23 protein-coding genes are annotated in these 25,825 nt (G+C 57.8%); 10 read left to right on the top strand and 13 right to left on the bottom strand.

The window, feature by feature from the left end:
* Positions 1-98: 98 nt before the first annotated feature.
* The 5 genes from IG627_RS10985 to IG627_RS10965 all read right to left on the bottom strand — a co-directional run bounded on the left by IG627_RS10985 (position 99) and on the right by IG627_RS10965 (position 3,561).
* Positions 99-1,166: an MJ1255/VC2487 family glycosyltransferase gene (locus IG627_RS10985; protein ID WP_193192411.1), complete on the bottom strand. Its 1,068-nt coding sequence runs from the start codon at positions 1,164-1,166 to the stop codon at positions 99-101.
* The gene (locus IG627_RS10980) at positions 1,163-1,693 is read right to left on the bottom strand and encodes a phosphatase PAP2 family protein (protein WP_193192410.1); all 531 of its coding nucleotides are present in this window, start codon (positions 1,691-1,693) and stop codon (positions 1,163-1,165) included. The genes IG627_RS10985 and IG627_RS10980 overlap by 4 nt, the downstream gene beginning before the upstream one ends.
* Positions 1,694-1,854: 161 nt before the next feature.
* Positions 1,855-2,982, bottom strand: coding sequence for a saccharopine dehydrogenase family protein (locus IG627_RS10975; protein WP_226864941.1), 1,128 nt, complete (start codon positions 2,980-2,982; stop codon positions 1,855-1,857).
* A gap of 20 nt (positions 2,983-3,002) precedes the next feature.
* Positions 3,003-3,215 (bottom strand): DUF1653 domain-containing protein, encoded by a 213-nt coding sequence (locus IG627_RS10970; protein WP_193192408.1) that lies wholly within the window; start codon positions 3,213-3,215, stop codon positions 3,003-3,005.
* A 25-nt stretch (positions 3,216-3,240) separates the two neighbouring features.
* The gene (locus IG627_RS10965; protein WP_193192407.1) at positions 3,241-3,561 is read right to left on the bottom strand and encodes a DUF3301 domain-containing protein; all 321 of its coding nucleotides are present in this window, start codon (positions 3,559-3,561) and stop codon (positions 3,241-3,243) included.
* A 54-nt stretch (positions 3,562-3,615) separates the two neighbouring features.
* Between IG627_RS10965 and IG627_RS10960 the strand changes: the two genes are divergently transcribed.
* A complete protein-coding gene (locus tag IG627_RS10960) occupies positions 3,616-4,311 on the top strand; it encodes an SDR family oxidoreductase (protein WP_193192406.1) in 696 nt (231 codons plus the stop codon).
* 64 nt (positions 4,312-4,375) lie between these two features.
* On the opposite strand, the gene ycaC is transcribed toward IG627_RS10960, so the two are convergent.
* Together ycaC and IG627_RS10950 are read right to left on the bottom strand one after the other, a co-directional pair.
* Positions 4,376-5,002: an isochorismate family cysteine hydrolase YcaC gene (ycaC, locus tag IG627_RS10955; protein WP_193192405.1), complete on the bottom strand. Its 627-nt coding sequence runs from the start codon at positions 5,000-5,002 to the stop codon at positions 4,376-4,378.
* A gap of 110 nt (positions 5,003-5,112) precedes the next feature.
* The gene (locus IG627_RS10950; protein WP_193192404.1) at positions 5,113-5,871 is read right to left on the bottom strand and encodes an SDR family NAD(P)-dependent oxidoreductase; all 759 of its coding nucleotides are present in this window, start codon (positions 5,869-5,871) and stop codon (positions 5,113-5,115) included.
* Between the two features lie 139 nt (positions 5,872-6,010).
* On the opposite strand from IG627_RS10950, the gene IG627_RS10945 reads away from it, so the two are divergent.
* Entirely contained in the window at positions 6,011-6,931 is a 921-nt protein-coding gene (locus IG627_RS10945; protein ID WP_193192403.1) for a LysR family transcriptional regulator, read from the top strand.
* Positions 6,932-6,941: 10 nt separating this feature from the next.
* On the opposite strand, the gene IG627_RS10940 is transcribed toward IG627_RS10945, so the two are convergent.
* Complete coding sequence (locus IG627_RS10940) at positions 6,942-7,715, bottom strand: TSUP family transporter (protein WP_193192402.1); 774 nt, start codon at positions 7,713-7,715, stop codon at positions 6,942-6,944.
* Between the two features lie 359 nt (positions 7,716-8,074).
* Between IG627_RS10940 and IG627_RS10935 the strand changes: the two genes are divergently transcribed.
* Positions 8,075-8,599 (top strand): DUF1097 domain-containing protein, encoded by a 525-nt coding sequence (locus IG627_RS10935; RefSeq protein WP_193192401.1) that lies wholly within the window; start codon positions 8,075-8,077, stop codon positions 8,597-8,599.
* A complete protein-coding gene (locus tag IG627_RS10930) occupies positions 8,599-8,775 on the top strand; it encodes a hypothetical protein (RefSeq protein WP_193192400.1) in 177 nt (58 codons plus the stop codon). The genes IG627_RS10935 and IG627_RS10930 overlap by 1 nt, the downstream gene beginning before the upstream one ends.
* Before the next feature lie 174 nt (positions 8,776-8,949).
* Here IG627_RS10930 and IG627_RS10925 read toward each other — a convergent pair whose 3' ends face one another.
* Positions 8,950-9,258 carry a GIY-YIG nuclease family protein gene (locus IG627_RS10925; RefSeq protein WP_193192399.1) on the bottom strand — a complete coding sequence of 103 codons (309 nt, stop codon included), beginning with the start codon at positions 9,256-9,258 and terminating at the stop codon, positions 8,950-8,952.
* A 345-nt stretch (positions 9,259-9,603) separates the two neighbouring features.
* Here IG627_RS10925 and IG627_RS10920 point away from each other — a divergent pair, with 345 nt between their 5' ends.
* The 3 genes from IG627_RS10920 to IG627_RS10910 all read left to right on the top strand — a co-directional run bounded on the left by IG627_RS10920 (position 9,604) and on the right by IG627_RS10910 (position 18,919).
* Positions 9,604-16,017, top strand: a complete 6,414-nt coding sequence (locus IG627_RS10920) for an RHS repeat-associated core domain-containing protein (RefSeq protein WP_193192398.1) — start codon at positions 9,604-9,606, stop codon at positions 16,015-16,017.
* Positions 16,018-16,041: 24 nt separating this feature from the next.
* Positions 16,042-16,452: a hypothetical protein gene (locus tag IG627_RS10915; RefSeq protein WP_193192397.1), complete on the top strand. Its 411-nt coding sequence runs from the start codon at positions 16,042-16,044 to the stop codon at positions 16,450-16,452.
* Positions 16,453-17,302: 850 nt separating this feature from the next.
* Complete coding sequence (locus IG627_RS10910) at positions 17,303-18,919, top strand: hypothetical protein (RefSeq protein ID WP_193192396.1); 1,617 nt, start codon at positions 17,303-17,305, stop codon at positions 18,917-18,919.
* A gap of 137 nt (positions 18,920-19,056) precedes the next feature.
* On the opposite strand, the gene IG627_RS10905 is transcribed toward IG627_RS10910, so the two are convergent.
* Complete coding sequence (locus IG627_RS10905) at positions 19,057-20,145, bottom strand: PA0069 family radical SAM protein (protein WP_193192395.1); 1,089 nt, start codon at positions 20,143-20,145, stop codon at positions 19,057-19,059.
* A gap of 127 nt (positions 20,146-20,272) precedes the next feature.
* Between IG627_RS10905 and IG627_RS10900 the strand changes: the two genes are divergently transcribed.
* Both IG627_RS10900 and IG627_RS10895 read left to right on the top strand, forming a co-directional pair.
* Positions 20,273-21,817 carry an FMN-binding glutamate synthase family protein gene (locus IG627_RS10900; protein ID WP_193192394.1) on the top strand — a complete coding sequence of 515 codons (1,545 nt, stop codon included), beginning with the start codon at positions 20,273-20,275 and terminating at the stop codon, positions 21,815-21,817.
* Positions 21,818-23,059, top strand: coding sequence for a cation:proton antiporter (locus IG627_RS10895; RefSeq protein ID WP_193192393.1), 1,242 nt, complete (start codon positions 21,818-21,820; stop codon positions 23,057-23,059).
* Between the two features lies 1 nt (position 23,060).
* Here IG627_RS10895 and IG627_RS10890 read toward each other — a convergent pair whose 3' ends face one another.
* Positions 23,061-23,615: a DUF1439 domain-containing protein gene (locus IG627_RS10890; protein ID WP_193192392.1), complete on the bottom strand. Its 555-nt coding sequence runs from the start codon at positions 23,613-23,615 to the stop codon at positions 23,061-23,063.
* A 184-nt stretch (positions 23,616-23,799) separates the two neighbouring features.
* Between IG627_RS10890 and IG627_RS10885 the strand changes: the two genes are divergently transcribed.
* A complete protein-coding gene (locus IG627_RS10885) occupies positions 23,800-24,513 on the top strand; it encodes an alpha/beta fold hydrolase (protein ID WP_193192391.1) in 714 nt (237 codons plus the stop codon).
* Positions 24,514-24,516: 3 nt separating this feature from the next.
* On the opposite strand, the gene IG627_RS10880 is transcribed toward IG627_RS10885, so the two are convergent.
* Positions 24,517-25,164 (bottom strand): GNAT family N-acetyltransferase, encoded by a 648-nt coding sequence (locus IG627_RS10880; protein WP_193192390.1) that lies wholly within the window; start codon positions 25,162-25,164, stop codon positions 24,517-24,519.
* Between the two features lie 30 nt (positions 25,165-25,194).
* Entirely contained in the window at positions 25,195-25,812 is a 618-nt protein-coding gene (locus IG627_RS10875; protein WP_193192389.1) for a LysE family translocator, read from the bottom strand.
* Positions 25,813-25,825 lie beyond the last annotated feature (13 nt).

The following is a 25,825-nucleotide window of genomic DNA, read 5'->3' as shown; positions in this document are numbered from 1 at the left end:
TGTGAACTGCGCCAAGTAAACGCACACGCGGGGAATGGGTCAATGACCTGAAAGGTAATGGCAGTTGGCCCGGGTCCGGAGACCCGGGCGGGGAGGGATCAGTCTGCGGTGGCCTGCGCTGCCGCGCTTTTCCTGTCGGCGCGGCCCGGTACCACCTGTTCCCACAGGCCGTCGGCCAGCTCGGACGGCGACTGGCGGCGGCCATCGGCCAACCAGCGCACAATATTGCCGGCCACGTCCGGCCACTGGATGCGCACGCCGGCGGGCTTGTCCTGCAACCAGGTGCTGATGCTGTTGGCATCCACCCGCCCGACCACCTGTGCCAGCTGCAACTCGCGCAGCGCCTGGGCGTTGGCCTCCTGCTCGAACTGGCCGGCCAGCGGGCGAGTCAGTATGGGTTTGCCCAGGGTCAGTGTCTCGGCGATCAGTTCGAAGCCGCTGTTGCAAATCACCGCCCTGGCTGTAGCCACATCCTGCTGGAAGCCCTCGATGGAGGGGGCCTTCAGCTGGATATTATCCGCCGCCGGCAGGTTGATCGGAGCGCCGTAGACTATAAATTGCTCCGGCACCCTGGCCAGCTCTTCCAACAGTGGTGCATGGTGTTCAAACGGCAGGTACACCAGTATGTGGTCGCCGTCTCCGGATTGCGCGTGCGGTTGCGCGATTGGCGGCAGTATCGGGTGGCCGAAATGGTACCAGTGCATCCCCAGGCTGCTCCGCACCGGCGCGAAGGCGCGCATGATGCCGCGCGCCATCCAGTTGAAACGCGGCGCCGGAATCGGGAAGTTGAACGCGTACTGGTGGCCGAGCCCCAGGCTGGCTTTGCCGCGGCGCCTGGCCGCCCAGGCGGTGACAGGTTCGAAATCGCTGATCACCAGGTCGAAGTCGTCCAGCGGCAGTTCGCGGATATCCCGCAGCAGGCGGCCGACATTGAGCTGCCTGGCGGTGGCCAGGGTATTGATCCTGCCCTCGCGGTGCACGAAGGTCAGGCCCTCGCGCCACCAGTAGTCGCCAAAGGGCTCCATGCTGAACAGTTTGTCCGGTTCGCGTCCGGAAAACAGCCACTGTACTTCCAGTTCCGGGTGATCGAGAAGCGCCTTTGCCATGGCGCGGGCGCGGGAGATATGGCCGTTGCCCGTTCCCTGCACGCCGTAAAGAATCTTCACAAAAAGGCTCCGCTAATCAACAGGCCGACACTGGTGCCGAGGGCGGCGCCGGCGCAGACATCGGTGGGAAAATGTACGCCCAGGCCAACCCGCGAGGTGCCCACGCCAGCGGCCCAGAAATAGCCTAGCAGCCACAACGGGCTCAGGGCCTGGGACAGCAGTGTGATGAACAGGAAGGCACCGGAGGTGTGCCCGGAAGGCAGACTGAAACGATCGTGGGCGACAATCACCGAGCGCATACCGGGTATGGCCTGCGGTGGGCGCAAGCGCTTGGTTGTGTTCTTGATGGTCCAGTAGAGGGAGCGCTCCACCGCGAAGGCGGTGCCGCATACATAGAAGAACTGTACCGCCGCGGCAGTGGTGCTGGACAGCGCTACTATCAACGGCGACAGCAGGTACAGCCAGCCGTCGCCGCTCTTCGACAGCCACAGGTAGCGCTTGCGCGACGAGGGGCGCGCGGCCCGCTGCGCCATGTGCAGTACCAGCGAGACGTCAACACTTTTCAGGGTCAGAGGTAAGCTTCGCATGCCGCCAAGTTACGAAGCCAATGTTGCGCCGACTTGACCAAATTATGTCAGAACCGTGAAATCTGGCTGGATTTGGTCGTTGGGGAAGTGACGCCGCTCCTACAGGAAGGGGCAATGGCGAGTGTAGGGTGCGCCATGCGCACCATCAGGGGTTTCGCACTTCAGTCGATACCGATCTTGATGGTGCCGGACCCGGGCAGCCTCTCCACCAGCTCGCTACCACACAGCTTCGACGGCGTGAAATAACCGCCGTTGCCCTTGTAGTCGAGCAGGAATTCCATCACTGCCAGGGAGCCGTGCACCGTCACATCGTAGCCGTTGGCGGTCACCACCCGGCCTATCTTGCGCTCGCCGCGGCGGTCGTTGCGCACCTCGCCCCAGACCCAGGTCTGCTGCTCCGAGCGTTTCTCCTCGCTGGGGCCGCGCACCGACTTGTCCACCTTGCCCTTGAGCCAGTTCTGCACCCACTGCATGCGCAACAGCCAGCGAAAACTGTTCATCCGCTTCATTTTTTTGGCCCGGCGCGGACTCATCGGGATATAGACCTCGATATTGGGAATTTCCGTGGAGTAGTAGGCGGTGGCCACATCGCCCCAGGGAATGGCGACGGCGAACTTCTCGCCGCGGCCGAAATTGATCTGCCGGGTCAGCTCACCGTGGCCGATAATCTCGATCTTGCCGTTGCGGCGCACAGCGCCGCCGACACCCAGGCTCTCGATGGAGGTTTTGGCGGTGCCGGGACTCATTGCGGAATTGGAATCGAAACCCAGGGTCAGGTGAGTGGCCGACGGAATGGCCTTGTGCAGCGCCGCCGCCAGGCAGTCAGTTGGGATTACATCGAAGCCGGTACCGGGGCAGAGCACTATGCCGGCGCCCTTGGCCTCCGCGTGCATCGCATGGGCCGCGCGGTAGACTTCCATCTCGCCGGTGATGTCCTGATAGTGGGTGCCGGCATTGATGCAGGCGCGCATCATGGGCTCGGCGGTGGCGGAGAAGGGGCCGGCGCAGTGAATCACCACGTCGATATCGCGCAGCGTGCGCTCCAGGGTCTCGGTGGCGTCCAGGCCTATGGCCATGGCCGGCAGGTCGAGTTCCTCCGCCAGTGGCTGCAGCTTCTTCGCATTGCGCCCCGCCAGTATCGGGCGGTAGCCTTTGGCCACCGCCTCTCGAGCGATCAGTTCGCCGGTGTAGCCGTTGGCACCGTAGATCATTATTCTTTTTTTGTTCACCGAGTGACCCTGTTTTTTAAAATTGGCTGTAGATTCGGTTGCGGAAATTGGGTGACGCAACCTTATGGCGTCGGTTCTGACTAGTCAAACGGTTGTAACAGTTCGAAGCGCGGCAGCCGTGCACCGTCCTTTTCCACCGTTTCGGCAAACATTTCCTGCGGGCGCACCCAGACACCGTAGTCGCCGTAGAGCGCCCGGTAGACCACCAGCTTTTCGCCACTCTCGCTGTGGGTGGCCACTTCCATCACTTCGTAGAGATTGCCCTTGTAGTGGCGATAGATGCCGCGTTTCATACTCTTGCTCAGGTTAAATGGCGAATCAGGCCAGGTGGTGGGGGGACAGCTGTATCTGTGCTATGCGCCGCCCGTGCAGTACGGCGATACCCGCGTAGCGGTGCTCGCCGGTGGAGGTGAACTCGAACTCGTAACTGCGCTGCAGGCGCACCTGGCCGCGGCTGTCGCGTTTCAGGCGGGTGCGCACCAGCGCCACCGTATCGTCCAGCAGCTGCACGCCCAGTTGTCGGCAGTGCTCTGTCGCCGCGCGGCGCACCTGCTCCTTGGCCGCCATGCCGGCCCAGAAATACCAGGCGCCCAGGGCGAGCAGAAAGAGCCATAACAGATCGCTCAGTGAGTAGTACATTGGACCATTATTGCTATCATCGAAACGCGGAAGAATACCATTGAAGGAGTTATTGTGCCCGGCACCATTCTGATCACCGGCAGCAATCGCGGCATAGGCCTGGAGATGTGCCGCCAGTTTGCCGCCGACGGCTGGCGGGTGCTGGCCTGCTGCCGCGACCTGCCCAATGCAACGGAGCTGCGTTCACTGCGCGAGCGGTACCCCAATCTGCGCCTGTTCCAGCTGGATGTGACCGACTACGGGCATATGGCGACCTTGGCCAAGGCATTGGAGGGCGAGGCCATCGATATTCTGTTCAACAATGCGGGATATTACGGCCCCAAAGGTGTGAGCTTCGGCCAGGTGGACAGGGACGAGTGGCGCCGGGTGTTGGAGTCCAACACCATAGCGCCCTATATGATGGCGGAGACCTTCGCCGACAATGTCGCCGCCAGCGAGCACAGGGTGATTGCGGTGGTCAGCAGCAAGGTGGGCAGTATCGCCGACAACAGTTCCGGCGGTGGCTATATCTACCGTTCCTCCAAGACAGCGGTCAATCAGGTCGTAAAGAGCCTGTCCGTCGACCTGCGCGAGCGGGGTATCAGCGTGATAGCGCTGCACCCGGGCTGGGTGAAGACCGCGATGGGCGGGCCCAATGCGCTGATCTCTGCGGAGGAGAGTGTGGCGGGGTTGAAAAAGGTGTTGCTGGAAACGAATCCGGAAAACAGCGGCCGCTTCGTCAACTACGACGGCACCGAGATTCCCTGGTAGGCCGATTTGTATTCCTGGGTGCGCATAGCGAGGCGGACATTTCGCCGCCCCGCATGCTCGCCGATTACTTCTGACCGGTCATGGTGTTGTAGCTGGTAATCAGATTGCGATAGTCGGGAATGTGATTGCTGAACAGGGTGCCAAGTCCCTCGACATCATTGCGCCAGTCGCGGTGCAGCTCGCAGGCCACACCGAACCAGGTCATGAGCTGGGCGCCGGCCTCGGCCATGCGGCTCCAGGCAGAGTGGCGGGTAACATCATTGAAAGTGCCTGAGGCGTCGGTGACCACGAATACGTCGTAGCCATTCTCAATCGCCGACAGTGCCGGAAATGCCACACAGACTTCGGTGACCACGCCGGCGATAATCAGCTGCTTCCTGCCGGTATCCGCCACCGCCCTGACGAAGTCCTCGTTGTCCCAGGCATTGATCTGGCCGGGGCGGGCGATATAGGGGGCATCGGGAAACTTTTCTTTCAGTTCCGGAACCAACGGGCCGTTGGGGCCGTCCTCGAAACTGGTGGTGAGGATGGTGGGCAGCTGGAAATATTCGGCCAGGTCGGCCAATGCCAGTACGTTGTTCTTGAAGCGGTCCGGTTCAAAGTCCCGTACCAGCGACAGCAGACCAGTCTGGTGATCCACCATCAGCACTGCGGCCTTGCTCTTGTCGAGGCGGATGTAGGGTTTGCTCACGAGCGGCTTCTCCCTCAAGTAGTTAGTATGAGCCTAGCTGAGCGAGAAACAGGCGCCACCCGTCGCGGTGTAAAAAAACGGGCCGGAATTCCGGCCCATCACACTGCTTGTTAGAGGAACATACCCCCGGAGGCCTCGATCCGCTGGGCGTTGATCCAGCGGTTGTCCTCCGATAGCAGCGAGGCGATAACGCCGCCGATGTCCTCCGGCAGGCCCACGCGTCCAAGCGCCGTCTGCGAGGCGATAAAGGCATTCACCTCCTTGTTGTCGCGCACCACGCCATCGCCGAAGTCGGTTTCAATGGCGCCAGGTGCCACCACGTTCACCGCGATACCGCGCTCACCCAACTCTTTGGCCAGGTAGCGACTCAGTACTTCAATAGCGCCTTTCATCGCCGCATAGGCGGAATAGCCGGGCAGTGCGAAGCGGGCCAGACCGCTGGACAGGTTGACGATGCGTCCACCGTCCGCAATCAGCGGCAGCAGTTTCTGGGTCAGGAAAAAGACGCCCTTCACGTGGATGTTCATCAACTGGTCGAACTGCTCCTCGCCGGTTTCCGCGAAAGGTGCGTGAATGCCGATACCGGCATTGTTGACCAGGTAGTCGAACTGGTAGCGCTGCCAGCGGTCCTGCAGCAGTTGGCGCAGCTGGTCGGCGAATCCGGCGAAGCTGGTGACGTCGCTGGTATCCAGCTGCAGGGCGGCGGCGCGGGCACCGCGCTGTTCGATTTCGGCGACGACGCTGTTGGCCTCGGCCTCGCGGCTATGGAAGGTCAGGATCACGTCTACGCCCTTGTCCGCCAGCTGCAGGGCGGTGTTGCGGCCCAGTCCGCGGCTGCCGCCGGTAATCAGTGCAATTTTCTGTTTCATGGTCAGCTCCTGTGGTCGGCTCTTGTCATATGGATGTCTTCGATCGACGGGAGAGAGCTTATTGGTCAATTGGAAATGGATAAATGCCTACAATCTAACTAGACTGTTTAGAATATCTGATCAATTCTGGTGATTGTCCATGAAACTGCTGGAATCCATGCAGATCTACCTGCGGGTGGCAGAGCAGGGCAGCTTTACCGCGGCGGCGGATGGCCTTGGCCTGTCCCGCGCCAGTGTCTCCAGCGCGATACAGCAGCTGGAGAGCCTGCTGGGCACACGCCTGTTGCACCGCACCACCCGCAGTGTGCAGATGACCCAGGACGGCCAGGTCTTTTATGAGCGCTGCCAGGACCTGCTGGCGGATATGGACGAACTGCAGAACCTGTTCCGCGAGGATATTTCGGAACTGCACGGTCGCCTGCGCGTGGATATGCCGCTACCCATAGCCCGCGATGTGGTGATTCCGCGCCTGCCGGAGTTCCTGCGCCAGCATCCGGGCCTGGAGGTAGAGTTGTCCAGCACTGACCGCTTTGTCGATGTGGTGCGGGAGGGCTTCGACTGTGTGCTGAGGGTAGGCACCCTGGAGGACTCCAGCCTGATAGCGCGACCCCTCGGTTACTACCGCATGGTCAGCTGTGCCAGCACCGAGTACCTTGCGGAACACGGTACCCCAAAATCGCTGGACGACCTGGTTGAGCACCGGTTGGTGCACTATGTGCTGACCCTCGGTTCGCGTCCGGCCGGTTTCGAATATGTGGACCCGGAGCGGCCGGAGGAGGAACTGTCGCTGCCGATGCGGGGCGCGGTGACCGTCAACAATACTGAGGCCTACCTGGAGGCCTGCATCGCCGGTCTCGGCATCATCCAGGTACCGGAGGCCGGTGTGCACCCCTATCTGCAGTCGGGGGAGTTGGAGGAAATACTGCCCGAGTACCGCCCGGCGCCCATGCCGGTTTCCCTGCTCTACGCCAATCGCCGCCACCTGCCGAAAAGAGTGCAGGTATTTATGGCCTGGATGGCTGAGATCATGAAACCGCGGCTGATAGATTCGCCGGGTTGACCGAAGTCGATCAACTCAAGCTGATCCAGCCAAAATACTGCGCTATCTGGCTGATGGACATCAGTACGCACATGGTGATCACCAGCGGGCGGATCAGCCTGGCACCGCCATTCAGTATCGTGTGACTGCCGATATAGGCGCCGATCACCTGTCCCAGCATCATCACTGCACCTATGGTCCAGAGCACCTTGCCGCCGGCGGCGAAGAGCGCTACCGAAGCCACGTTGGTGGTCAGGTTCAGCAACTTGGCGCGAATGGTGGCGTCGACAAGGGTCTGGCCGCGGAAGGCGACGCCGGAGGCCGCGTAAAAGGAACCGGTTCCGGGGCCGAAAACGCCGTCGTAAAAGCCCAGGGTAGGCACCCAGGTGAGCGCCCACTGCTTTTCCGTCTGTCGCGCCCGGGCTTCGGTTTTGCCCAGGTTGGGTGTCAGCCAGAAATAGAGCGCCACACACAGCAGCAATAGCGGTATCACCCAGTTCAACCAGCCGGTTTCCATGCGCTGTACCAGCCAGGTACCGAGGGCGGCGCCGACTGCCGCGGCGGCCATCAGCGGAATCAGCTCCCGCCCGCGCAGATGTCCCTTCATAAACAGCGTGATTGAGGATGTCAGGGTACCCATCACGCCCTGACTCTTGTTGGTCGCCAGTGCATTGACCGGCGCGACTCCGGCGAGCAGCAGTGCGGGCAGCGTAATAAGGCCCCCGCCGCCGGCCAGGGTATCCACCCAGCCCGCCAGCAGGGCGACGGCAAAGAAAATCAGCAGAAGTGAAATTGTCAGATCCATGAAGGGGTACTCCGGAGGGGCGCTGGTGGCGGCTATTTTGCCCGAGCAGCTATAAAAAAACATCTCCTGACAGACCCTGTCAGTCGATTTGGCGAAACTCAGACCGACCATCCATATAACCGACCGGTATTTACTTAGAGCCCCGGTTTCTCTGCTGCACAGAAAATCCCGTGCGCCTGGAATTTTGGGCAAGGATGGTGAAGTTATCTGATACCGGTGAAATGGCCCCGGGTGCAGAATTCAATGGCCGGAAAGGAGTTGTCGGGAATCCGGATTCGGATTCCAGCGAGGCACGCGAAAACCTTTTTGGGCAAACAGGGCTTGACGAGTGCAAGCGAACATTCAAAAGGAGGTGGCCCATGGGCCAGGCAGTTACCAGCGAACACAGAGCTGAATTTACCGCGGAACCCAGAGCAGTTTCCAGGCTGTCCTTTACGCCGCTGTCTGCGGCTTTGATCGCGGGTGCAGCTGCGCTCTGCCTGCTGGCCGACCTGCCGGTGTGGGTGGCGCTCGCGGGCTGGGCCTCCTACTACACCCGCGGCACCACGCTGCGCGACGGCGCCTACAATCTCGCCTGCGCAGTAACCGGCCTCGGGCTGGGAATAGTCGCCCAGGCTGCGGCGGCCAAGTGGAGCCCGGAGCTGGGAATATGGGCGCTGCCAGCGGCACTCTTCCTCGCGGCCATCAGTATACAAATGCTGAAGTTTATTACCGGCGTGAACAATATTCCCAGTTACTTTATTGGTGTACTGGTGGTCTTTGCCGCAGGCATGGAGACATCGCTGGACACCTACCTGACTCTGACGGCGGCAGTTTCCGTGGGCGCATTCGCCGCGGCACTGCCTGACATTATCCGCCAGCGACGAGAACCGGAGGTCGAGTGATGAAAATGTTGAAAGCCCGGATTGGATCGGCCATCGAATTACCCGCAGATGTCCTGAGATCCATGGTTGTCGATGCGGGATTGGCGCTGGCAATGCGACTTCAGGAAGCTGAAGCTCCTTTGGAGAGTGTCGAGCAGGTGTCACTTGAGGCAAAAAATTTCCACGCAGTTCGCTGAAGGACCGCGAAGGCGCCGTCACTGAGAGGTGTTGACGATGATCAGGCGTTTAATTTTCGCAACCGCGATGGTCTTTATTACCGCGCTGGCATTTACCGGCCCGGCTGTATCGGAAACCGAACAGAATTTCGTTTTTAACAGCAGTCAGCTGTAGCGCGCCGAAACCCATTTTGTTTATTTCGGCCCATCCCCTTGGGGCCCTGAGCAATTTGTCGAGAGTGACAACCCCACACCACCGGCAATCAGGGCCTCTTTTTTTTCCTTCGACCACTTCTTGATTTGCATCTCCAGTTTCAACGCTTCGGACTTGTCCGCCACCGCCTGATGAAACTCCAATTTCAGTGGGCCGCGCCCGCGCAGCGCCTTGGCCGCCTTGGGGCCGCCGTCCCGGTGCTCGGCAAAGCGACGCTGCACATCCTTGGTGATTCCGGTATAGAGGGCGCCGCCGTTGGTGCGGATCAGATAGACAAACCAGTCGCTCAAGAAACTGCTTCCACTGTTGCTGTGGGTCCATTTTCCGTTAGCTGGAGGGATTTGAGAAGCTCCGCTGCGAACTACATCAGTGGAGCCACTAGCGACTGTCGAAACCGTGGTGCCACTTCGCGGGGCAGGTGTTATATCCCTTTCTTCCAGTGAATCAGCAGATTCTGTTTTGATGTAGCAGATCAGGCAACTGTATGAGCAAAAATTGACCGCTTTGCTTGCTGGTTGATCAGTCTGATTTTGCCTCAGAAAAGCGTTGATACTGGCGCCAGTGATAGCTAGTCTTCACTAACTTGAATTGGTACAAATGCGCCACATAAGTGTTTAAGAATTGAACTAACAATATTGGCGTATAAAAAGAAGAAAGGGGTTTATAGCGTGTTTAGGGGTATTGTCCGCTCAGTAATTGGGGGGCTGCTTTTCCTGGCGGCATCGAATGTTTTGGCGGCGGTTGATATCTGGGGGCCGACTGAGAATGCTACAGGCACTTTCACTGTCAACATGTCTGGCGGTGGGTATCGCAGGTCGCTGTCCATTTCCAGGGACGGTGTTGAGAGCTACGGGACCTACAATGTCGATCTTACAACTTCCAAGGAATTCACAGCGGACAAGTCTGGGGTATACACGTTTACCTTCAGTGCTTACACCAAATGTTGGCAATTTATGGGCTCTACTTGTATGGAGCCGGACGACAGACAGTCTGATACTCATACGGTAAATGTTGCCTTTAAACCCAATACGCCGTCTAGCGCGAGTTTTTCCAATATAACAAGTGGTTTAACTGACAGAAACGGTCAGTTCAACTTCAATTGGGGCGCTTCGGCCACGCCGCCGAAAATCACCGGCTACCAAGTACAACAGCAATACAATAGTGGAAGCTGGTCGCAAGTTTATAAACAAGCAAATACCAGCACTCGAACGATATCGAGGCCGACGTCAGGAAAGCTTGCCGATGGCACTTATCGGTACCGTGTGCGTGCTTATGTGACAATTGGTTCGTACACCCAGTGGGGTAATTTTCGCTATTCCTCCACGATAACCGTTAATCGTAAGCCGGACCCTGTGAGCACCTTTACCCAGCCGGGCTCTGGGACTCAGGCCGCAGATTTCCAGGTCGCCTGGAGCCCTGTGAACGGCCAGTTTGATACAGTTACCAAGTACGAGCTGCAGTGTAAGGCGCCGGGCAAATCTTCATGGGGTGATGCCAGCTGCACGAAGAGCGATAACAGTATCACCAACCTTGGCTTAAACACTAAGAAAGACATCAGCCTGCCAGAAGGTACGGAAGGTACTTATAGCTTTCAGGCCCGAGCCTGCAATGGTCGTGGATGTGGCAATTGGTCTCCGACAAAATCTGTACCCGTAAATATCCCATTGTCGCCACCCGGACAAACTCAGTTCCAAAATCTGCCGGAAGAGAGTGATTTCGGCGATTACGATATCGAATGGAATATGCCTTCCGGAATTGTTACTTCTTTCGAACTGGAAAGAGAATGTAAGACCGGTATGACTACTTGTGGTTACGAAGGCTGGCACTCTGTTCAGCTCCCGAATCCATTGAGTCAAACTCATGAAGCCCGTGGCGACGTTGCGGATAAATACAGATATCGCGTGCGCGCATGTAATGACGATGCCTGCTACCCTTCCTGGACGACCAGTCCCTGGATCGACGTACACAACCTGGATGGTATTGTGCCGGCGGTCAGCTTGGCGCCGGCGACCAGCCCCGGCGCTATTGGTTACAGCGCTGAAGTGACTGATCAAGGCGATGCTGTCGTTTCCGTGCCAGTGCAGGTGGCTCCCGGTGTTAACGGCCTGATGCCGGAGATCGGAGTTCATTACTCGGGTGCGCGCTACCGGGAGCGCAACAATGAAGTGCTGCCGGAAGATATTCTGGGCTATGGCTGGAGGCTGACCGGCTTCAGCGCTATACGCCGCTGTGTCAAAAATCGCCCCGACACAGACTCCATTCAACTGGATTCCACAGACTCCCTGTGCCTCGATGGTGAACCCCTGGTGCTTGTCTCAGGTACTCACTGGCAGGCGGGTGCGCGCTATCGCACATTGCGCGACAGCTTCAATTTGATCGAGCTCAAGGAGACCAGTGGTAAAAAATGGTTCCAGGTAGCGACGCCTAGTGGTCGGGTTCAGGAATACGGTAACAGCCAGGACAGCCGGCTCAAGGCGGGTGACTCCGTCCACTTTGGCTGGAGCTTGAACAAGGTCACCGACGCCTTCGGCAATACGATGACCTACCGCTATCACCGGGATACCGTGGAGGGGATCAACTACCCACTGGAGATTGTCTACGGCAATAGCGGCGATGCCAGGATAGAGTTTGCATACGGAACCCGCAGCGATGCACCGCCCCAGCCCCTGGAAGCCGGAGAGATCGAACAGGAGCAGCTGGTATTGCTGCACCATATCAACGTATCCCTGGATGGTAAGCTGCTTCGCGGATACCGGCTTATCACTGAGGCGGCAACCGAAGAGTATCGGCGCCTGAAGCAGGTACAGCTTTGTGGCTACGATAAAACTGGTTTGGTCAGCGAGTGCCTAAATCCGCTTGAATTCAGTTGGCTTGAACCCGAGGGCTCCAACCCGATTGATATCAAGACCGGCGTGGGTGAAGTGACCGATGGTCTGGGTAAGAGCACCCGTTTCTACCACACCATGATCCGTGAAAACTCTACGGAAGGATTGTTCAGTGAGCGCCCCTTCGGCGAAGGCATTCTCCCGTCGGGAGCCAGTCCGCTGGCACCGGTGAACGGTGAATACCGCTGCGTGGTGAGCGAATTACACCGGTCAAATGGCTATGCGGATGGTTGGCATGTTACCCGATACAGCTATCAGGGCACTGGCCTGATGAGCGATAACCACTGGGGCTTTCTCGGCTATTATGCGCAAAAGATCTACGATGTCGAAACCGGCGTTGTGACCTACAGGCAGTTCCGTCAGGACTTCCCGCATTTCGGCAAGGTAGCCCGCCTGCAGCAGTATGAAGGTAACTTTGACGATAACCTGCAAGTACTGACCCAGCAGCAGTTCCTGCATCAGGCGGAGGTGCTGGACGTGGGTAGTGGCTCAACTTACCACCCCTATCTGCAGCAACAGCTCCAGACAATTCTTGAAAATAACCAAGTAATCGGTTATCGCCTGGATGCAAACCAGATTGCCGTAGGCAGTGGCACATTTGGCGAGCTTATCAGTGGAGAAGTGCACACCACCAAGCTTGCGACCGGTGCAAGCTACTCAGGTGCGCAAAGTTACTGGGGGGAGGTCGCTCCGGCAGCGATGAGCGGTGTGAAACGCAGCTCGGAAACAGCGATCACCTATAACAACAGAACAACCCCCTGGATAGTCGGCTTTTCCAGCGGCAAGGAAGCGAGTTACTTCGATGGTGACATCGGCGCCTCGCCGGATCGAGTGCAGACCCTTGTCGCCACCCCGTTTGGGAACAGTAGCAGGGTCGCTAGTGTCACGCGCTTCCCCGGCGATCCAGAGAATGAACTGACGATTACCTATGACTACGATGCCACTGGCAACCTGTTGAGCGAGTCCACTGCGGGTGCCAATATCGAGAGCCGCACTTCGCTTGCCGACAGTTACAGTGACAAGCGCTACCCTGGTACTTTTACCAATGCCCTGGGGCAGTCTATCGGTGTCAGCTACGACCCTCGCTTCGGCAAACCTTCCACGGTAACCGATGCCAACAGCCGCTCTACAAATATCGAGTACGACCCGTTTGGGCGAGAGGTCCAGCGCACCAATACCGACGGCGTTGTATTCAATACCAGCTATGATTTCTGTGCCGGCGGGGTTTGCCCCGTATACGGGAATATGCTGGCTTCATACCGGGTGAGCACCAGTTCGGCGATTACACCTACGGTAGAGCGCTACTACGACATGCTCGGGCGCCTGGTACAGCAGGACACTGAGTCGTTCGACGGCAGCACCGATTCCCGCCGCGAATACAACTACGATACTGCGGGACGCCTGTACCTCGAGACTGCGCCCTACTTCGCCGGCGAGTACAAGCCGCTGAATATCTATGAATACGATATTCGCAATCGTGTCGTGCGCATACAGAAAGCGGGCGATGGCGAGATACGCACCAGCTATTCGCCGCTTGCGGCAAGCAACCAGGTACAGGTTACCGTTGAGGAGGATGTGCACGATGCCGTCGGGGCCTTCCAGGAAACCCAGGCAAAGAGCAGCTTCTACAACCTGATGGGGGACCTGGTCAAAACGGTTGACGCCGAAGGTAGCAGTGAGGAAGTCGCCACCACCTTTGAGTACGACGGTATGGGATTGGTGCAATCCGTACTGGTAAACGGCGACCCGGATACCGAATCGACCTTTGTATACGATGTGGCCGGCAACCGTACCGGGCTGACCGACCCGAACCTGGGCGCTGTAACCACCGTTTACGACGCCCTCGGCCAGCTCGTCGGCCAGTCGGACAACAAGGGACAGATGATCAGCTACCAGTACGACAAGCTGGGGCGTCTGTTGGAGCAGACGGACGCAGATGGTGTCGCCGGCTGGGAATACGATCCCGCAGGCGCAATCGGCCAGTTGGCCAGCCGCAGCTATACGGAAGGTGGGTCGCAGGTATTCCAGGAGGACTTCAGCTATACCGGCGGCAAACTGAGCGGCACGACTACCAGCCTCCTGGCCGGAGGCGAAAGTCGCAGTTACCAGCACGGCTACGGTTATGACGGCAATGGGCGTCTCAGCTACGTGGCCTACCCGAGCGGCATTGAAGCTCACTACCAGTACAACAGCCAGGGGTATCTCTACGAAATTACCGATGGCACCAATCCGCTCAAGACCTTTAATACGGTCAACGCCTTCGGTGATGTAGAGGAGGAGGTGTACGGCAACAGCGTGGTGAGCAACCGCAGTTACAATGCCGATACAGGCCACCTGGAATCCATAGCCACCGCGGGGGCTAGCCAGATCCAGGACAACCAGTACCTGTGGCGCTCGAATGGCACACTGGAGAGCCGTCTGGTCAACGATGGCGCCGTCAGCAAGCGGGAGTCCTTTAGCTACGACGCCCTGAATCGCCTGGTCAGTGCACAGACCGCGCTGGACGGCGCGGTGCAGCGGACGCTGACAACCCAGTATGACAAGCTGGGTAATATCCTGGCCAAGACCAGCAGCCATCCGGGAGATACCAATGTCACCGGCTATCAGTATGGCCAGGGCGGCAGTGCCGGGCCGAATGCGGTCAGCCAGGCCGCAATCGGCGGCGTGGCGCACGACCTCTACTACGATGCCAATGGCGCCATCACCTACTATGATGCGGCAAGTGGCGATGACAAATGGATCACCTGGAATGCCCGGCAGCTGCCGACAGAAATCACCGTGGGCGACAGCCAGTCTACCCTGAAGCCGACGGCCAGGGATCGCTTCCAGTACGGCCCCAATGGCCAGCGTTTCTACCGTGAGACGAGCTGGTGGGATGAGGCCGAACAGACACTGCACACGGAAAAAGCCTTTATTGTCGGTAAGTTCGAGGATCTTCTGCCCGCCAATGATCCGGACTACCAGCGTATCCAGAAGACCCGTATCGACAGCAGTGTCCTCCATGTCGCCGCCACTGACCTGACCGGTGTCACTGTCGGCACGCTGGAGTATTTGCACCGCGATCACCTCGGTTCCATCGAGAAGGTCACGGACGAGGCGGGCAATATCATCCTGGATACCGCATTCGATGCCTTCGGCCAGCGCAGGAGCGCCGACTGGCAGGGTGAAATCCAGGCGCAGGAATTGGAGGAACTGCTCAGTACCCAGGGGCTGACCACCAGGCGCGGCTTTACCGGACACGAGCATCTGGACCGCACCGGCCTTATCCATATGAACGGGCGTGTTTACGATCCGCAGCTTGGGCGCTTCCTGAGTCCGGATCCGTTTGTTCAGGCTCCGGCTAACAGCCAGAGTTGGAACCGATACAGCTATGTGTTGAATAACCCTCTGTCTTTCACTGACCCCAGTGGTTATATGACTGTCCGGCAGAAATTTACTGACTACGTTACTGGAGACAATCTCCGAAATTCCGGCGGATGGCTGTCCCAATATGGCAACATGGAAAGTCTCGGTTGCAATGCGGACGTTTGTGTGACCGGCGTTCGCCCATCGAGTCCAGAGTTTGTACAATCGGTAATAAGTGACTACCAGTCTCAGGTGCCAGATAAATCGGTAGGGAGCCCAGGAGAGGATATTGCTGGTAATGGGGGGGGGGCTACTGGGGACCCGGACGAGGCGAATGAGCAGAAGAATACCACCCCCACCGGAACTACTTATAATGAAGAAGTTATAGTCACGGCTGATCCAAGTTCGGGTAGAGTTATATCCTCGATGTCTATTTTCCTTGGGACAACAGGGTTTGTGTCAGACTTTGGTCAAAAATACTTCGTTGACAGCGAAGGATATTGGCGGGGAAAGAACGGTAAGACATATTCTCCGACATGGGGTGGAAATCAATACACGGGTGGTCGGACTCGTGTTCTTAAAACAGCAAACATGATAAAAGCTGCGGGAAAAATCTCCCTTGTTGGATCTGTTGCAATTTCCGGGTCAAATATTGCCAGTTCCTATAATTCCGGGGACTCAGAGGGTATCGGTAAAGGTTTTGTTGATATTGGTATGGCGGTCGTAGGCTTGGCGTGGCCGGTTGGTACAATTGCGAGTTTGAGCTATTTTTCCGTTGATGTAGCCAATGGTGGCGACTGGAATAATAATGGAAATTGATGTCCTGGGCTTTCGGAGATTCGCATGTCAAAAATAGTTTGGTTATACGAGTTGGTTTATTATCGTATGTATAGGTGGAGTGAGCGTGTTGAAGGAGGGAGGTCAGATACGCATATTTCTGCAGCAATTATTTTGAGTTTTGTGTTAGTTCAGAATGTTTTGCTAATCTGTTTTCTATTGTTGTTTACTGGTTTGTCTGAGTTGGATTGGTTGGCGACTTTAAATAAGTGGGTTGGTTTTTTTATTGTGGTCGGAATTTGTGTTGTTAATATAGTTTTATTTGAGAGAAATGGTAGGTATGTTAGTGTTGTTGAAAAGTTTTGCAACGATGATGATAAGTCCCTGGTGAGGGATAGAGTTGTTGATGTTGTCGTGATTGGGTCTTTTGTTGTCACTATGCTGGTTATTGTTTTAATGGCTATTACGACGAAATGATTCTCGAGCCAACAGGGGCGATCTGTTTAAAACGCTTGAAAGGTTTTTCTCTATTTTTATTGCCGATGTGTATAGTAAAAAATTTCACGGTGAATTTCCGTTGCGCTCGTCTGCCATGCCGCGGGATTGAAAGGCGCCAGTGATTAAAGTGGGGTTTACTGCCCAAACCCCGTAATATTGGCGCGGCTAATCCTTAAAGTTTACAGGAATTTACGGCCTCATATCGATTCCAGTGCGGCCCTGATGGACTTTACATTTGCCGTAATAAATAGGGTGCCCACTAATTAATAGAGATCTTCGATATCTGTGGATATAAACTGGGCTGTTAGATGTGGCGAGTTTAATCAAGATAGCAACGAATAGCGTGTTATTGATGCAGTTATCTCTCAGGCAGAAAGGCATCGGAGTTTGTTGGTTAAGGGGCTAGAAGGGTAGTCGAGTTTGTATATGGCAATGCGCATAGTTGCAGCGTGTCACGTGTGATAGGAAGAGTGACTACAGGAATTGTATTGGCGCTACTAGGTGCTCTGGCGGTAGTTGGAGATGTAATCTACGGCATAGGACAAGGTCGAATTACTCTTGAGAGGGCGGCTCAGATTGCTGTTTATGGGTATGAGTAAATGCTTCGATCCAATTCTATAAGATTTGCTTTTTTATTTGTGCTTTTGGGTGTCTCTGTCGGGGTAGGGGCGGCATGGTTTGATCCGCTTTACTTGGGTGTTTTTTCTCTGTTTGCGTGGTTGTGGCTCATGATTCTTGGGCTTCCTAGAGCGGAGTCCGGAAATTTTAGAAAAATGTTAACCTTATTCTGTGTGCTGGCACTCCCGGTATCTTGGTTGGTCTATTTCATTTGCAAGAAATTTATTTTTCAAGTGTAGTTCAGCGGGTTGACGGGCTGGCAACGAGGGGTTTGATGACAGTGAGGGATCTTTTTGAGTGTATGTTGTACAAAAATTATAAATTGTTAAAAATCCGTTGTTTAATTTTATTGTTTGGTGGTGTTTTTTTTATGCCGCCAGTGACTGCAGCGGATGCCGAGCGATTGGTGGATTCCCGCTGGTATCAAGCGGATTCACCGAATTTCCGTATTATTTCCAATGGCGATTCAATGGAGGTGGAAAAACTTGCGCGGGAGTTGGAGGGCTTCCGTGTGGCGGCGCTCGGGCTGCTGCAACTGTCTGGGGATTCGCAGAAACTGACGATTATCGCCGCAGCCGATCGCGCCAGTTACGGGGCTATGGTCGGCAACAAGATGTCGCTGAATACCAGCGGTGTCTACAACAATACGCCGGTCGGCAGCTATGCACTGCTCAATTTGGACGGTCGCGGCGTCTATGCAATACATCCGGCGCGAGAGTTTCTGTTCCATGAATACACGCACTTTCTGACATACAGCCGGGGAACCCAGCGATATCCCTACTGGTACAGTGAAGGTTTTGCGGAGTTGTTGTCCACCCTCAGCTTTACCGATGACGACCGATTCCAGATAGGCACGCCGCCGGCGAGTCGTGCCGCGACACTGCTCAATATGCGCCCCATGCCGCTGGAACAGCTGCTGCGGCTGACCGCCAAAGAGGCGCGCAAGCGCGATCGCGTCCGCCTCTACGCCAGCGGCTGGATGTTGGCGCACTGGCTGCTTTTGAGCAGTGGCAAGGCAGATGAGTTCGGCGAGTATCTGCGTATGTATCAACAGGGGGCCGATCCGGTCAAGGCGCTTGAATCGGCGCTGTCGATGCCGATTGCCGATATAGAGGCAGTGTATCGCCAGCAATTTCACGGTAAATTCCCGGTGCGCTCGTCGGCCATGCCACAGGACTATGAGGCACCCGCGATTAAGGTGGATTTGCTGTCCAAACCCCAGGCGATCAAGGAAATAGCACAGTACCTCGCCAATGTGCCCCGTCGGACCGAACAGCTCAGCTCGATTCTGCAAGAGGTTTCGGAGAAGGGCGGTGAAATCGCGCAATTGAAGGCCAGTCTGGCCGAAGCGAAGATTGGTGCAGGCGAGCTGGATAGCGCTGAACAGCTGTTGGCGACCATACCGCAAGCACAGCGGGAGAGTATCTGGTTCCGGTCGCCCTGGGCCTGGCTGCAGTTGTATCGGCAGTTGCACCGAAAGACTCAACAGAGAGACAAGGCTGTCCTGAGGGATATCCGGGATCAATTTGTTTATTTGGTCAACAATAACGATACGGGCGCGACACACTGGTATGGCCTCGCGCTTGCGATGAAGATGCTTGGCTATCCGCGGGAGAAGTATACGGAAATGCTGGAGCAGGCCTATTTCCGCGCTCCCCGGGAGACAGCTATTGCGTTCGAGCTGGCTGTGGAGCTGTATCGGCTGAACGATGCTGATTATTTTGCCGAGGTGGCAACGCCGCTATTAATGGATCTGGATGGCAGGCCCGAGGCCGAGCGCTTACAGCGTATGCTCGCGGAGCTGGAAGTATCAGATAAGGAAGGCTGAAGTAGCGCAACAGTCTTGCCTGGTGTTGTTGGTCAATTTCATGTCGCCCACTTAAAGCGGCAGTGCCCGCCGAGCTGGTCGGTTGCCAGTATAAAAGCGGCTTTTGGTACGCGGGGCGCACCCTACAGGACCCGGGGCTAAAAGAGGGATTGCTGGTCGCCGGGCTGGGGCGGTGGCCGGAAACGGCTGCAGTCCAGTTTCAGCTCGCGCCGGTTCAGCCCCAGCTTGCCAATCGCGACGCGAAAGCGCTGCCGCAACAGCTGTGCGAAGACGCCTGTGCCGGTCTGGCGCTGGGCAAAATCACTCCGGTAGTCGCGCCCGCCGCGGCTCTGCTGCACCAGGCTCATCACGTGTTCGGCCCTTTGCGGATAGTGGGCGGCCAGCCACTGGCGAAATAGCGGCGCCACCTCGTGGGGCAGGCGCAGCAGTATATAGGCCGCGTGATCGGCGCCGGCATTCCTGGATGCCTCGAGGATGGCTTCAAGCTCGCAGTCGTTCAGTGCCGGAATCATCGGTGCCGCCAGGACCGCGGTGGGGACACCGGCCCGGCTGAATTGCTCGATGGTGCGCAGCCGCGCCGCGGGTCCGGCGGTGCGCGGCTCCAGCTTTCTCTTTAGCTCCTTGTCGAGCGTCGTCACGCTGATAGCCACCTGCGCCAGTCCGTCCTGTGCCATCTCCGCCAGTATCGGCAGATCGCGCAGTATCAGCTGGCTCTTGGTGACAATGGTCACCGGTTGGTTGAAACGCTGCATCACCTCGAGCAGCTGGCGGGTGATCCGCTTGTCTTTCTCCAGCGGCTGGTAGGGATCCGTGTTGGTGCCCATCGCAATGGGGCTGCACCGATAGCTGGGTTTGCGCAGCGCTTTCTCCAATAGATCCGCGGCGTTGGGCTTGAAGAAAATCCGGCTCTCGAAATCCAGGCCCGGCGACAGGTCCATATAGGCGTGGCTGGGGCGCGCGTAGCAGTAGACGCACCCATGCTCACATCCACGATAGGCATTGATCGACTGGCTGAACGGCAGATCCGGCGAGCTATTGCTGCTGATAATGGTTTTGGCTTTTTCCTCTATCGCCTCGGTCAACAGCCGCTCCAGTGGCTCCTCTTCGGTCTGCCAGCCGTCGCTCTCGCGGGAGCTGACATACGGCACGAAGCGCCCGGCCAGGTTGCTGGCGGCACCGCGGCCCTTGTGTATGCGGGCGGGGCTGTCGGGATCTTCGTTGGCCAAACCGTCGTCTCGGCACCTGTATAAATATACAGTTTATGGTGACTCGACGCCTCCGTGCAAGCCTTCCGGCAAGGGCATATAATTAGACCCGGTCGGGTAGACCCTAGCAAAGTAAGGAAATTGAGAGATGGATCTTGAGGCGGTAGCCGCTATCCGCAATTTTGCGGTGCAGGTACTGCAGGTATTCGCACTGCTGTTTGCCTTTGCGCTGGTGCTGCTGGTGCTCTATGTACTCTACCTGTACCTCTCGGATGTCAGCCAGACCAAGCAGGCCATTCGGCGCAACTTCCCGGTGCTGGGGCGCTTCCGCTATACCTTTGAGCACCTGGGAGAATTCTTCCGCCAGTACTTTTTCTCCCTCGACCGGGAGGAAATGCCCTTCAACCGCGCCCAGCGCAGCTGGGTCTACCGCGCCGCCAAGAATGTAGATTCCACCCTGGCCTTCGGTTCCACGCGGCCCCTGAACCAGCCCGGCGATGTGATCTTCCTGAATCACCCCTTCCCGACCCTGGAGAAGGATGCCGTGCCGCCGCGGGAGGTTACCGTCGGCGACGGCTATGCGCGGGAACCCTATACCACCAGTTCCATTTTCAATATTTCCGGCATGAGCTTCGGCGCCCTGTCGGTGCCGGCGGTTACTGCGCTGTCGAGAGGTGCGGCCCAGGCCGGCATCTGGTTGAACTCCGGTGAGGGCGGCCTGTCGGCGCACCACCTGGTTGGCGGCTGCGATATCGTCTTCCAGATAGGTACGGCCAAGTACGGGGTGCGCGATACCGAGGGCATGCTGTCGGACGACAAGCTCCGCGAGGTGGCGGATCACCCGCAGGTGAAGATGTTCGAGCTGAAACTGTCCCAAGGTGCCAAGCCGGGCAAGGGCGGCATACTGCCGGGGATCAAGGTCACCGAGGAAATCGCGCGGGTGCGCGGCATACCGAAGGGACTGGACTCCATCAGCCCCAACGGCCACCCGGAATTCAACAACGTGGACGGCCTGCTGGATATGCTGCACCGCATACGCCAGGTCACCGGCAAACCCACCGGTTTCAAGACGGTAGTGGGCAACACCGGTTGGCTGCACGAATTGTGCGAGTCGGTAGAGCGGCGCGGGAAGGAATTCGCGCCCGACTTTATCACCATCGACAGCGCCGACGGCGGTAGTGGCGCGGCGCCGCAGAGCCTGATGGATTACATGGGGCTGCCGATCAACCGCAGCCTGCCGCTGGTGGTGGATCTGCTGGAGGAGTACGGCCTGCGCAACAGGGTCAAAGTAATCTGCGCCGGCAAACTGCTGACGCCATCGATGGTGGCCTGGGCCCTGGCGATGGGCGCCGACTTCGTGAACTGCGGGCGCGGCTTTATGTTTGCGCTCGGCTGTATCCAGGCGATGCAGTGCAACAGAAATACCTGCCCAACTGGTGTCACTACTCACAACCCGGACCTGCAGCAGGGGCTGGATCCGCTGGACAAGGCCGAGCGTGTCTACAATTACGCGCACAACCTGGTGTATGAGGTGGGTACCATCGCCCATTCCTGTGGCGTGACGGAACCGCGCCAGCTGCGTCGCCACCATGTGGAGGTGATCGACGAGCGCGGTATGGCGGTGCCGTTGAGCGCACTGGTGCCGGATGTGAAGTCGAAGTCGGTGATTGCGACTGACAGCGGAGAGGGGTAAATGGAAGGCGTAACCACCCTGGTGGGGCAGGGGCTCTATATGGCTGTGGCCGCGGTGGTCGGCCTGGCCCTGGCCCGGATACTGCGCACCGACAATACACTCGGCTGCCTGATCGCCGGCGTGCTCGCCGGCATGCTATTGCCGGTGCTCGACTACGATACAGGGTTGCGTGCGGAAAACCTGCACCAGCTGGTGTTCTTCGTGATACTGCCGGTGCTTATCTTCGAGGCCGCCTGGCAGATTGAACCGCGGTTATTGAAGCGCTGGCTGGGACCAATTTGCCTTTTTTCCACCCTTGGCGTCGTCGTCTGTGCACTGATCATCGCGCTGCTCTCCTATTTCGGTATCAGCCACCCCACCGGCTTTCCCTGGATAGCGGCGCTGTTGACCGGTGCGATACTGGCAGCAACGGATCCGGTATCGGTGGTCTCCAGGTTGCGCCAGGGCGATACGGGTGAGGATCTGCTGACCCTGGTGGAAGGGGAGAGCCTGTTCAACGACGCGGCGGCGGTGGTGCTTTTCACGCTGGTATTGGGCGTGGCCAGCCACAGTGTGATGGAGGGCGGTGCCGAAACCGGGGAGCCGCTTATCGGTGCCGGCAACGTCGCCCTGTATTTTGCCGTGACTTTTTTCGGTGGAGTGGCGACGGGGCTGCTGTGCGGGCTGGTTACCGCAATTGTGGTGCTCTTCCTGCGCTCCGCCGGCGCCGGATTGATGACACTGGTGCTGGCGGCTTTCGGCAGTTTCTACCTTGCCGAACATGTTGTACATGTCTCCGGCATCATGTCGGTGATGACCTGTGCCATAGTGGCCCGCGCCTGCCTGCGCGAACAGAGCGAAACCTACCTTGCGCATGCCGAGCCCACCTGGGACTGGCTGGGCCTGCTGTTCACGGCGTTGATCTTCGTGATTATGGGGCTGACGATCACTTTTGAAATGTTCAGGCACCAGTGGCTGGCGATGCTGATCGCCATTGTCGCTGCCGTCGGCGCCCGCGCCATGGCCATATTCCTGATGGCGCCGCTGGCACATTTCGTCGGCCCGCCGATTCCGAAAGCCTGGCGGTTGATCATGGGCTGGGGCGGACTGCGCGGCGTAATCGCGGTGGCGCTGGTACTGTCGCTGCCGACGGAATTGCCCTACTGGTGGACGGTGCAGTCGATGGTATTTGGGGTGGTGCTCTTCTCACTACTGGTGCAGGGGATCAGCAGCAGTTGGCTGATCAGGAAGCTGAACCTGTAGTTCAGATGCCGAGGACCACTACCAGTTCGTCGCCGCTGACGGATACATTCTTGAGTACCAGCTTGGCCGCGGCCTGCTTTGTGTCCCCGGCTTTCAATTTGTAGATCGGATGGGTGGCGTAGTACTCGGTAAGTGCCAGTTCGATGACTTTTTTCGCCCTGTCGGCGTATTTTCCCGGCAATCCCTGTATCGAAAGTTGCTCTATTACCGGCTCCGCCAGGTAAAACTGGCCCTCGCCGGAATCGTACTGCAGTCGGCCAGAGGCATCTACCGAACCGTCCAGCGGTTTCCCCTCGCCACCGACCTTGACATTCAATGTCAGGTCCAGGCCCGCACCGATACGGCCGCTCTCCTCGAGCAGGTGAACTCGCGGTTCCTCCAGGGTCAGCTGGAAGACAAAGAAGTAGGTTTTGGTAAGCGGTAGCTTCTCGCTGAGCCTCGCCTGTATTTCCGCCTCTGGAATCCTGATTTCGTATTCTTTGCCGGCGAAGTAAAGGTAGCCGGCGGCGCTGAGCAACAGCGCTACGAAAGCGAATAGCCCGACCAGTCTTGCCATTTTTCGAATCTCCGGATGAAACGGACGCGATCCTCCAACTTTAGTCGTATAGCGCGGCACCGATCAATGGCCCAGAGTGCTGTGGCTCGATTCGTTCCACGGGGGTGGGCGATGCCGTCGGCGTTCAACCATTGATGCCGCCTTGGAGAAAGTGGTGACGGGCGGTAACTGCGAGAGAGAAATAATGAAACTCCTATCCCATAAAGACGTATGTGTCAGTAGCCTGCTCTCCCTGCTTTTCTTTTTTTCTGCTGCCGTTGTGCGGGCCGCCTGTGTCGACAGTGTGGTGCTGGTGCACGGCAATACCGGTGCGCCATCAGACTGGGACAATACCTACCAACAACTGCTGGACGAGGGTTACAGCAACAGCCAGATCCACCGCCCCAGCTGGGGCTCCAAGAGCTGCGCCGCCTGCAACGACCACAGCGGAACGGAAGAGAACCCGGTTCGCAGTGCCATCGCAGACGCCATAACCGCCTCCTGTACCGGAAGGATTGATGTGATCGGCCACTCGATGGGCGTCACCCTGGCCGCGCAGCAGATTATCAAATTGGGCGCACAGGACCAGGTGGATGCATTTGTCGGCGTCGCCGGTGCTTATCGGGGTCTGTGGAGCTGCGGAACCTATCCCTTCAATGTCTATAACAGCACCTGTGGGAGTAACGGACTGTCGGTATCCAGCCCCTTTCTGGACTGGCTGTACGGAAAATCTATCGCCGCGCGTGTCTACTCGATCAAGAGCTGGTCGGACCAGGTCGTATGCGCTACAGGCTATTGCACTGTAGCTGGGGTGCACTCCAGCCGCATCGCCGGGGAAGATGCCACCTATACCTACGCCTACGGGCACTTCGGCCTGCAGGCCTACACCTATGAAAGGCAGGTATCGCTGATCCGCTGACTTTCACCGGGAGCGCTGCTCAGAGAAGCTCAGTACAAGTTCCATATGGGTGTGGTCGGGAACCCGCCCGAAATTCGATTGCAGCCTGGATTGTCTCGAGGACTTTGCCGAGAAGCCCAGGCGCTCGTAGAGCTGCCGTGCGCGAGGGTTGGACTCGGCAACGTCCAGCGCTGCGACTGGCAATGCCCGCGCGCGTACTGTCTGCAGCAGCTCGGCAATCAGTTTCCGGCCTATACCGCGTCCGCGCTGCTCCTTCGCCACACCCAGGTGGTAGATAAGACCCGCCCCCGCCTTCGGGGGTTGTATCACCAATTCAGTGCGCAGGCCGCGGGTCAGGGAGCGCGCGGCGGCCAGTGGAGAATAAAAGCTGAAAATGTCCCTGAGCGCGGCGACCGTGAAGGGGAAGTTCTGGCTCGCATCGCGCACGGCACCGATGGCGACCACATTGTCTTCCAGCACTGCAGCGATATGCTGCCGATAGCCAAACTCCGATCGGCCGCGTATAAAAGCGTGGTGCAGAAAATCCCGCGATTGCTGTTCGGATCTGTCGCAGAATACATAGTCGAAGGCGGCGGGCCCGGAGCTATAGATCAGCGGAACCGCAGCATCCGCGTCTTCCGGTTGGCAGGGGCGGAAACAGATTTCGGACATAGACCAACACTTTTTCTGGTTTTCCCCAGCTTAGAGAGCAAGCAGGGGGTTGTCCAGCAGCAGCCACAGGGCCACCAGCAACAGACTGCCGCCGAACAGGAGATTTTTAACACCCTGGTGTTCCGCTTTGGAGAAAGCCCTGGTCAGGGCACTGCCAAATGCAATCCAGGACAGGTGGGTTAGCAAATTCAAAATGGCCAGCATCACCGCCAGTGTCACAATACCGACATCGCCGGTATCACCGTCTGGCTGGGGGGCGAACACCGAGAACATGGTGATCACCAGTATCCAGGCTTTGATATTCGTTGCCTGTATCAATACGCCGTCCCAGATACCCAGTCCGCGCGCAGGTGAGTCCGTATCTGTCTGCACGGGTTTGAAAAAACTGAAGGCCAGGTAAACCAGGTAAAGGGCGCCGGCCAGTTGCAGCAGATTGAGTAAAAAGCCGTGCTGAAGCCATGCCACAAAGCCAAAGCCCACCAACAGTGATTTCAGGAAGAACACCAGATCGATGCCCGTGAGCAGGGGCACAGAGCCGCGAATCCCCAGGTTGGCACCGGCGGCGGCAAAGGTGATATTGGCGGGGCCGGGACTGAATACCAGTGGGAACATCACTGCCAGCCAGGAGAGAAGAAAATCCAGGGTCATACCGACTGTCCCT

This window comes from Microbulbifer taiwanensis, assembly GCF_014904815.1.
In the GTDB taxonomy this organism is placed as follows: Bacteria; Pseudomonadota; Gammaproteobacteria; order Pseudomonadales; family Cellvibrionaceae; genus Microbulbifer; species Microbulbifer taiwanensis.
The sequence above is the reverse complement of the archived record's forward strand: the minus strand, read 5'-3'. Positions and strand labels throughout refer to the sequence as shown.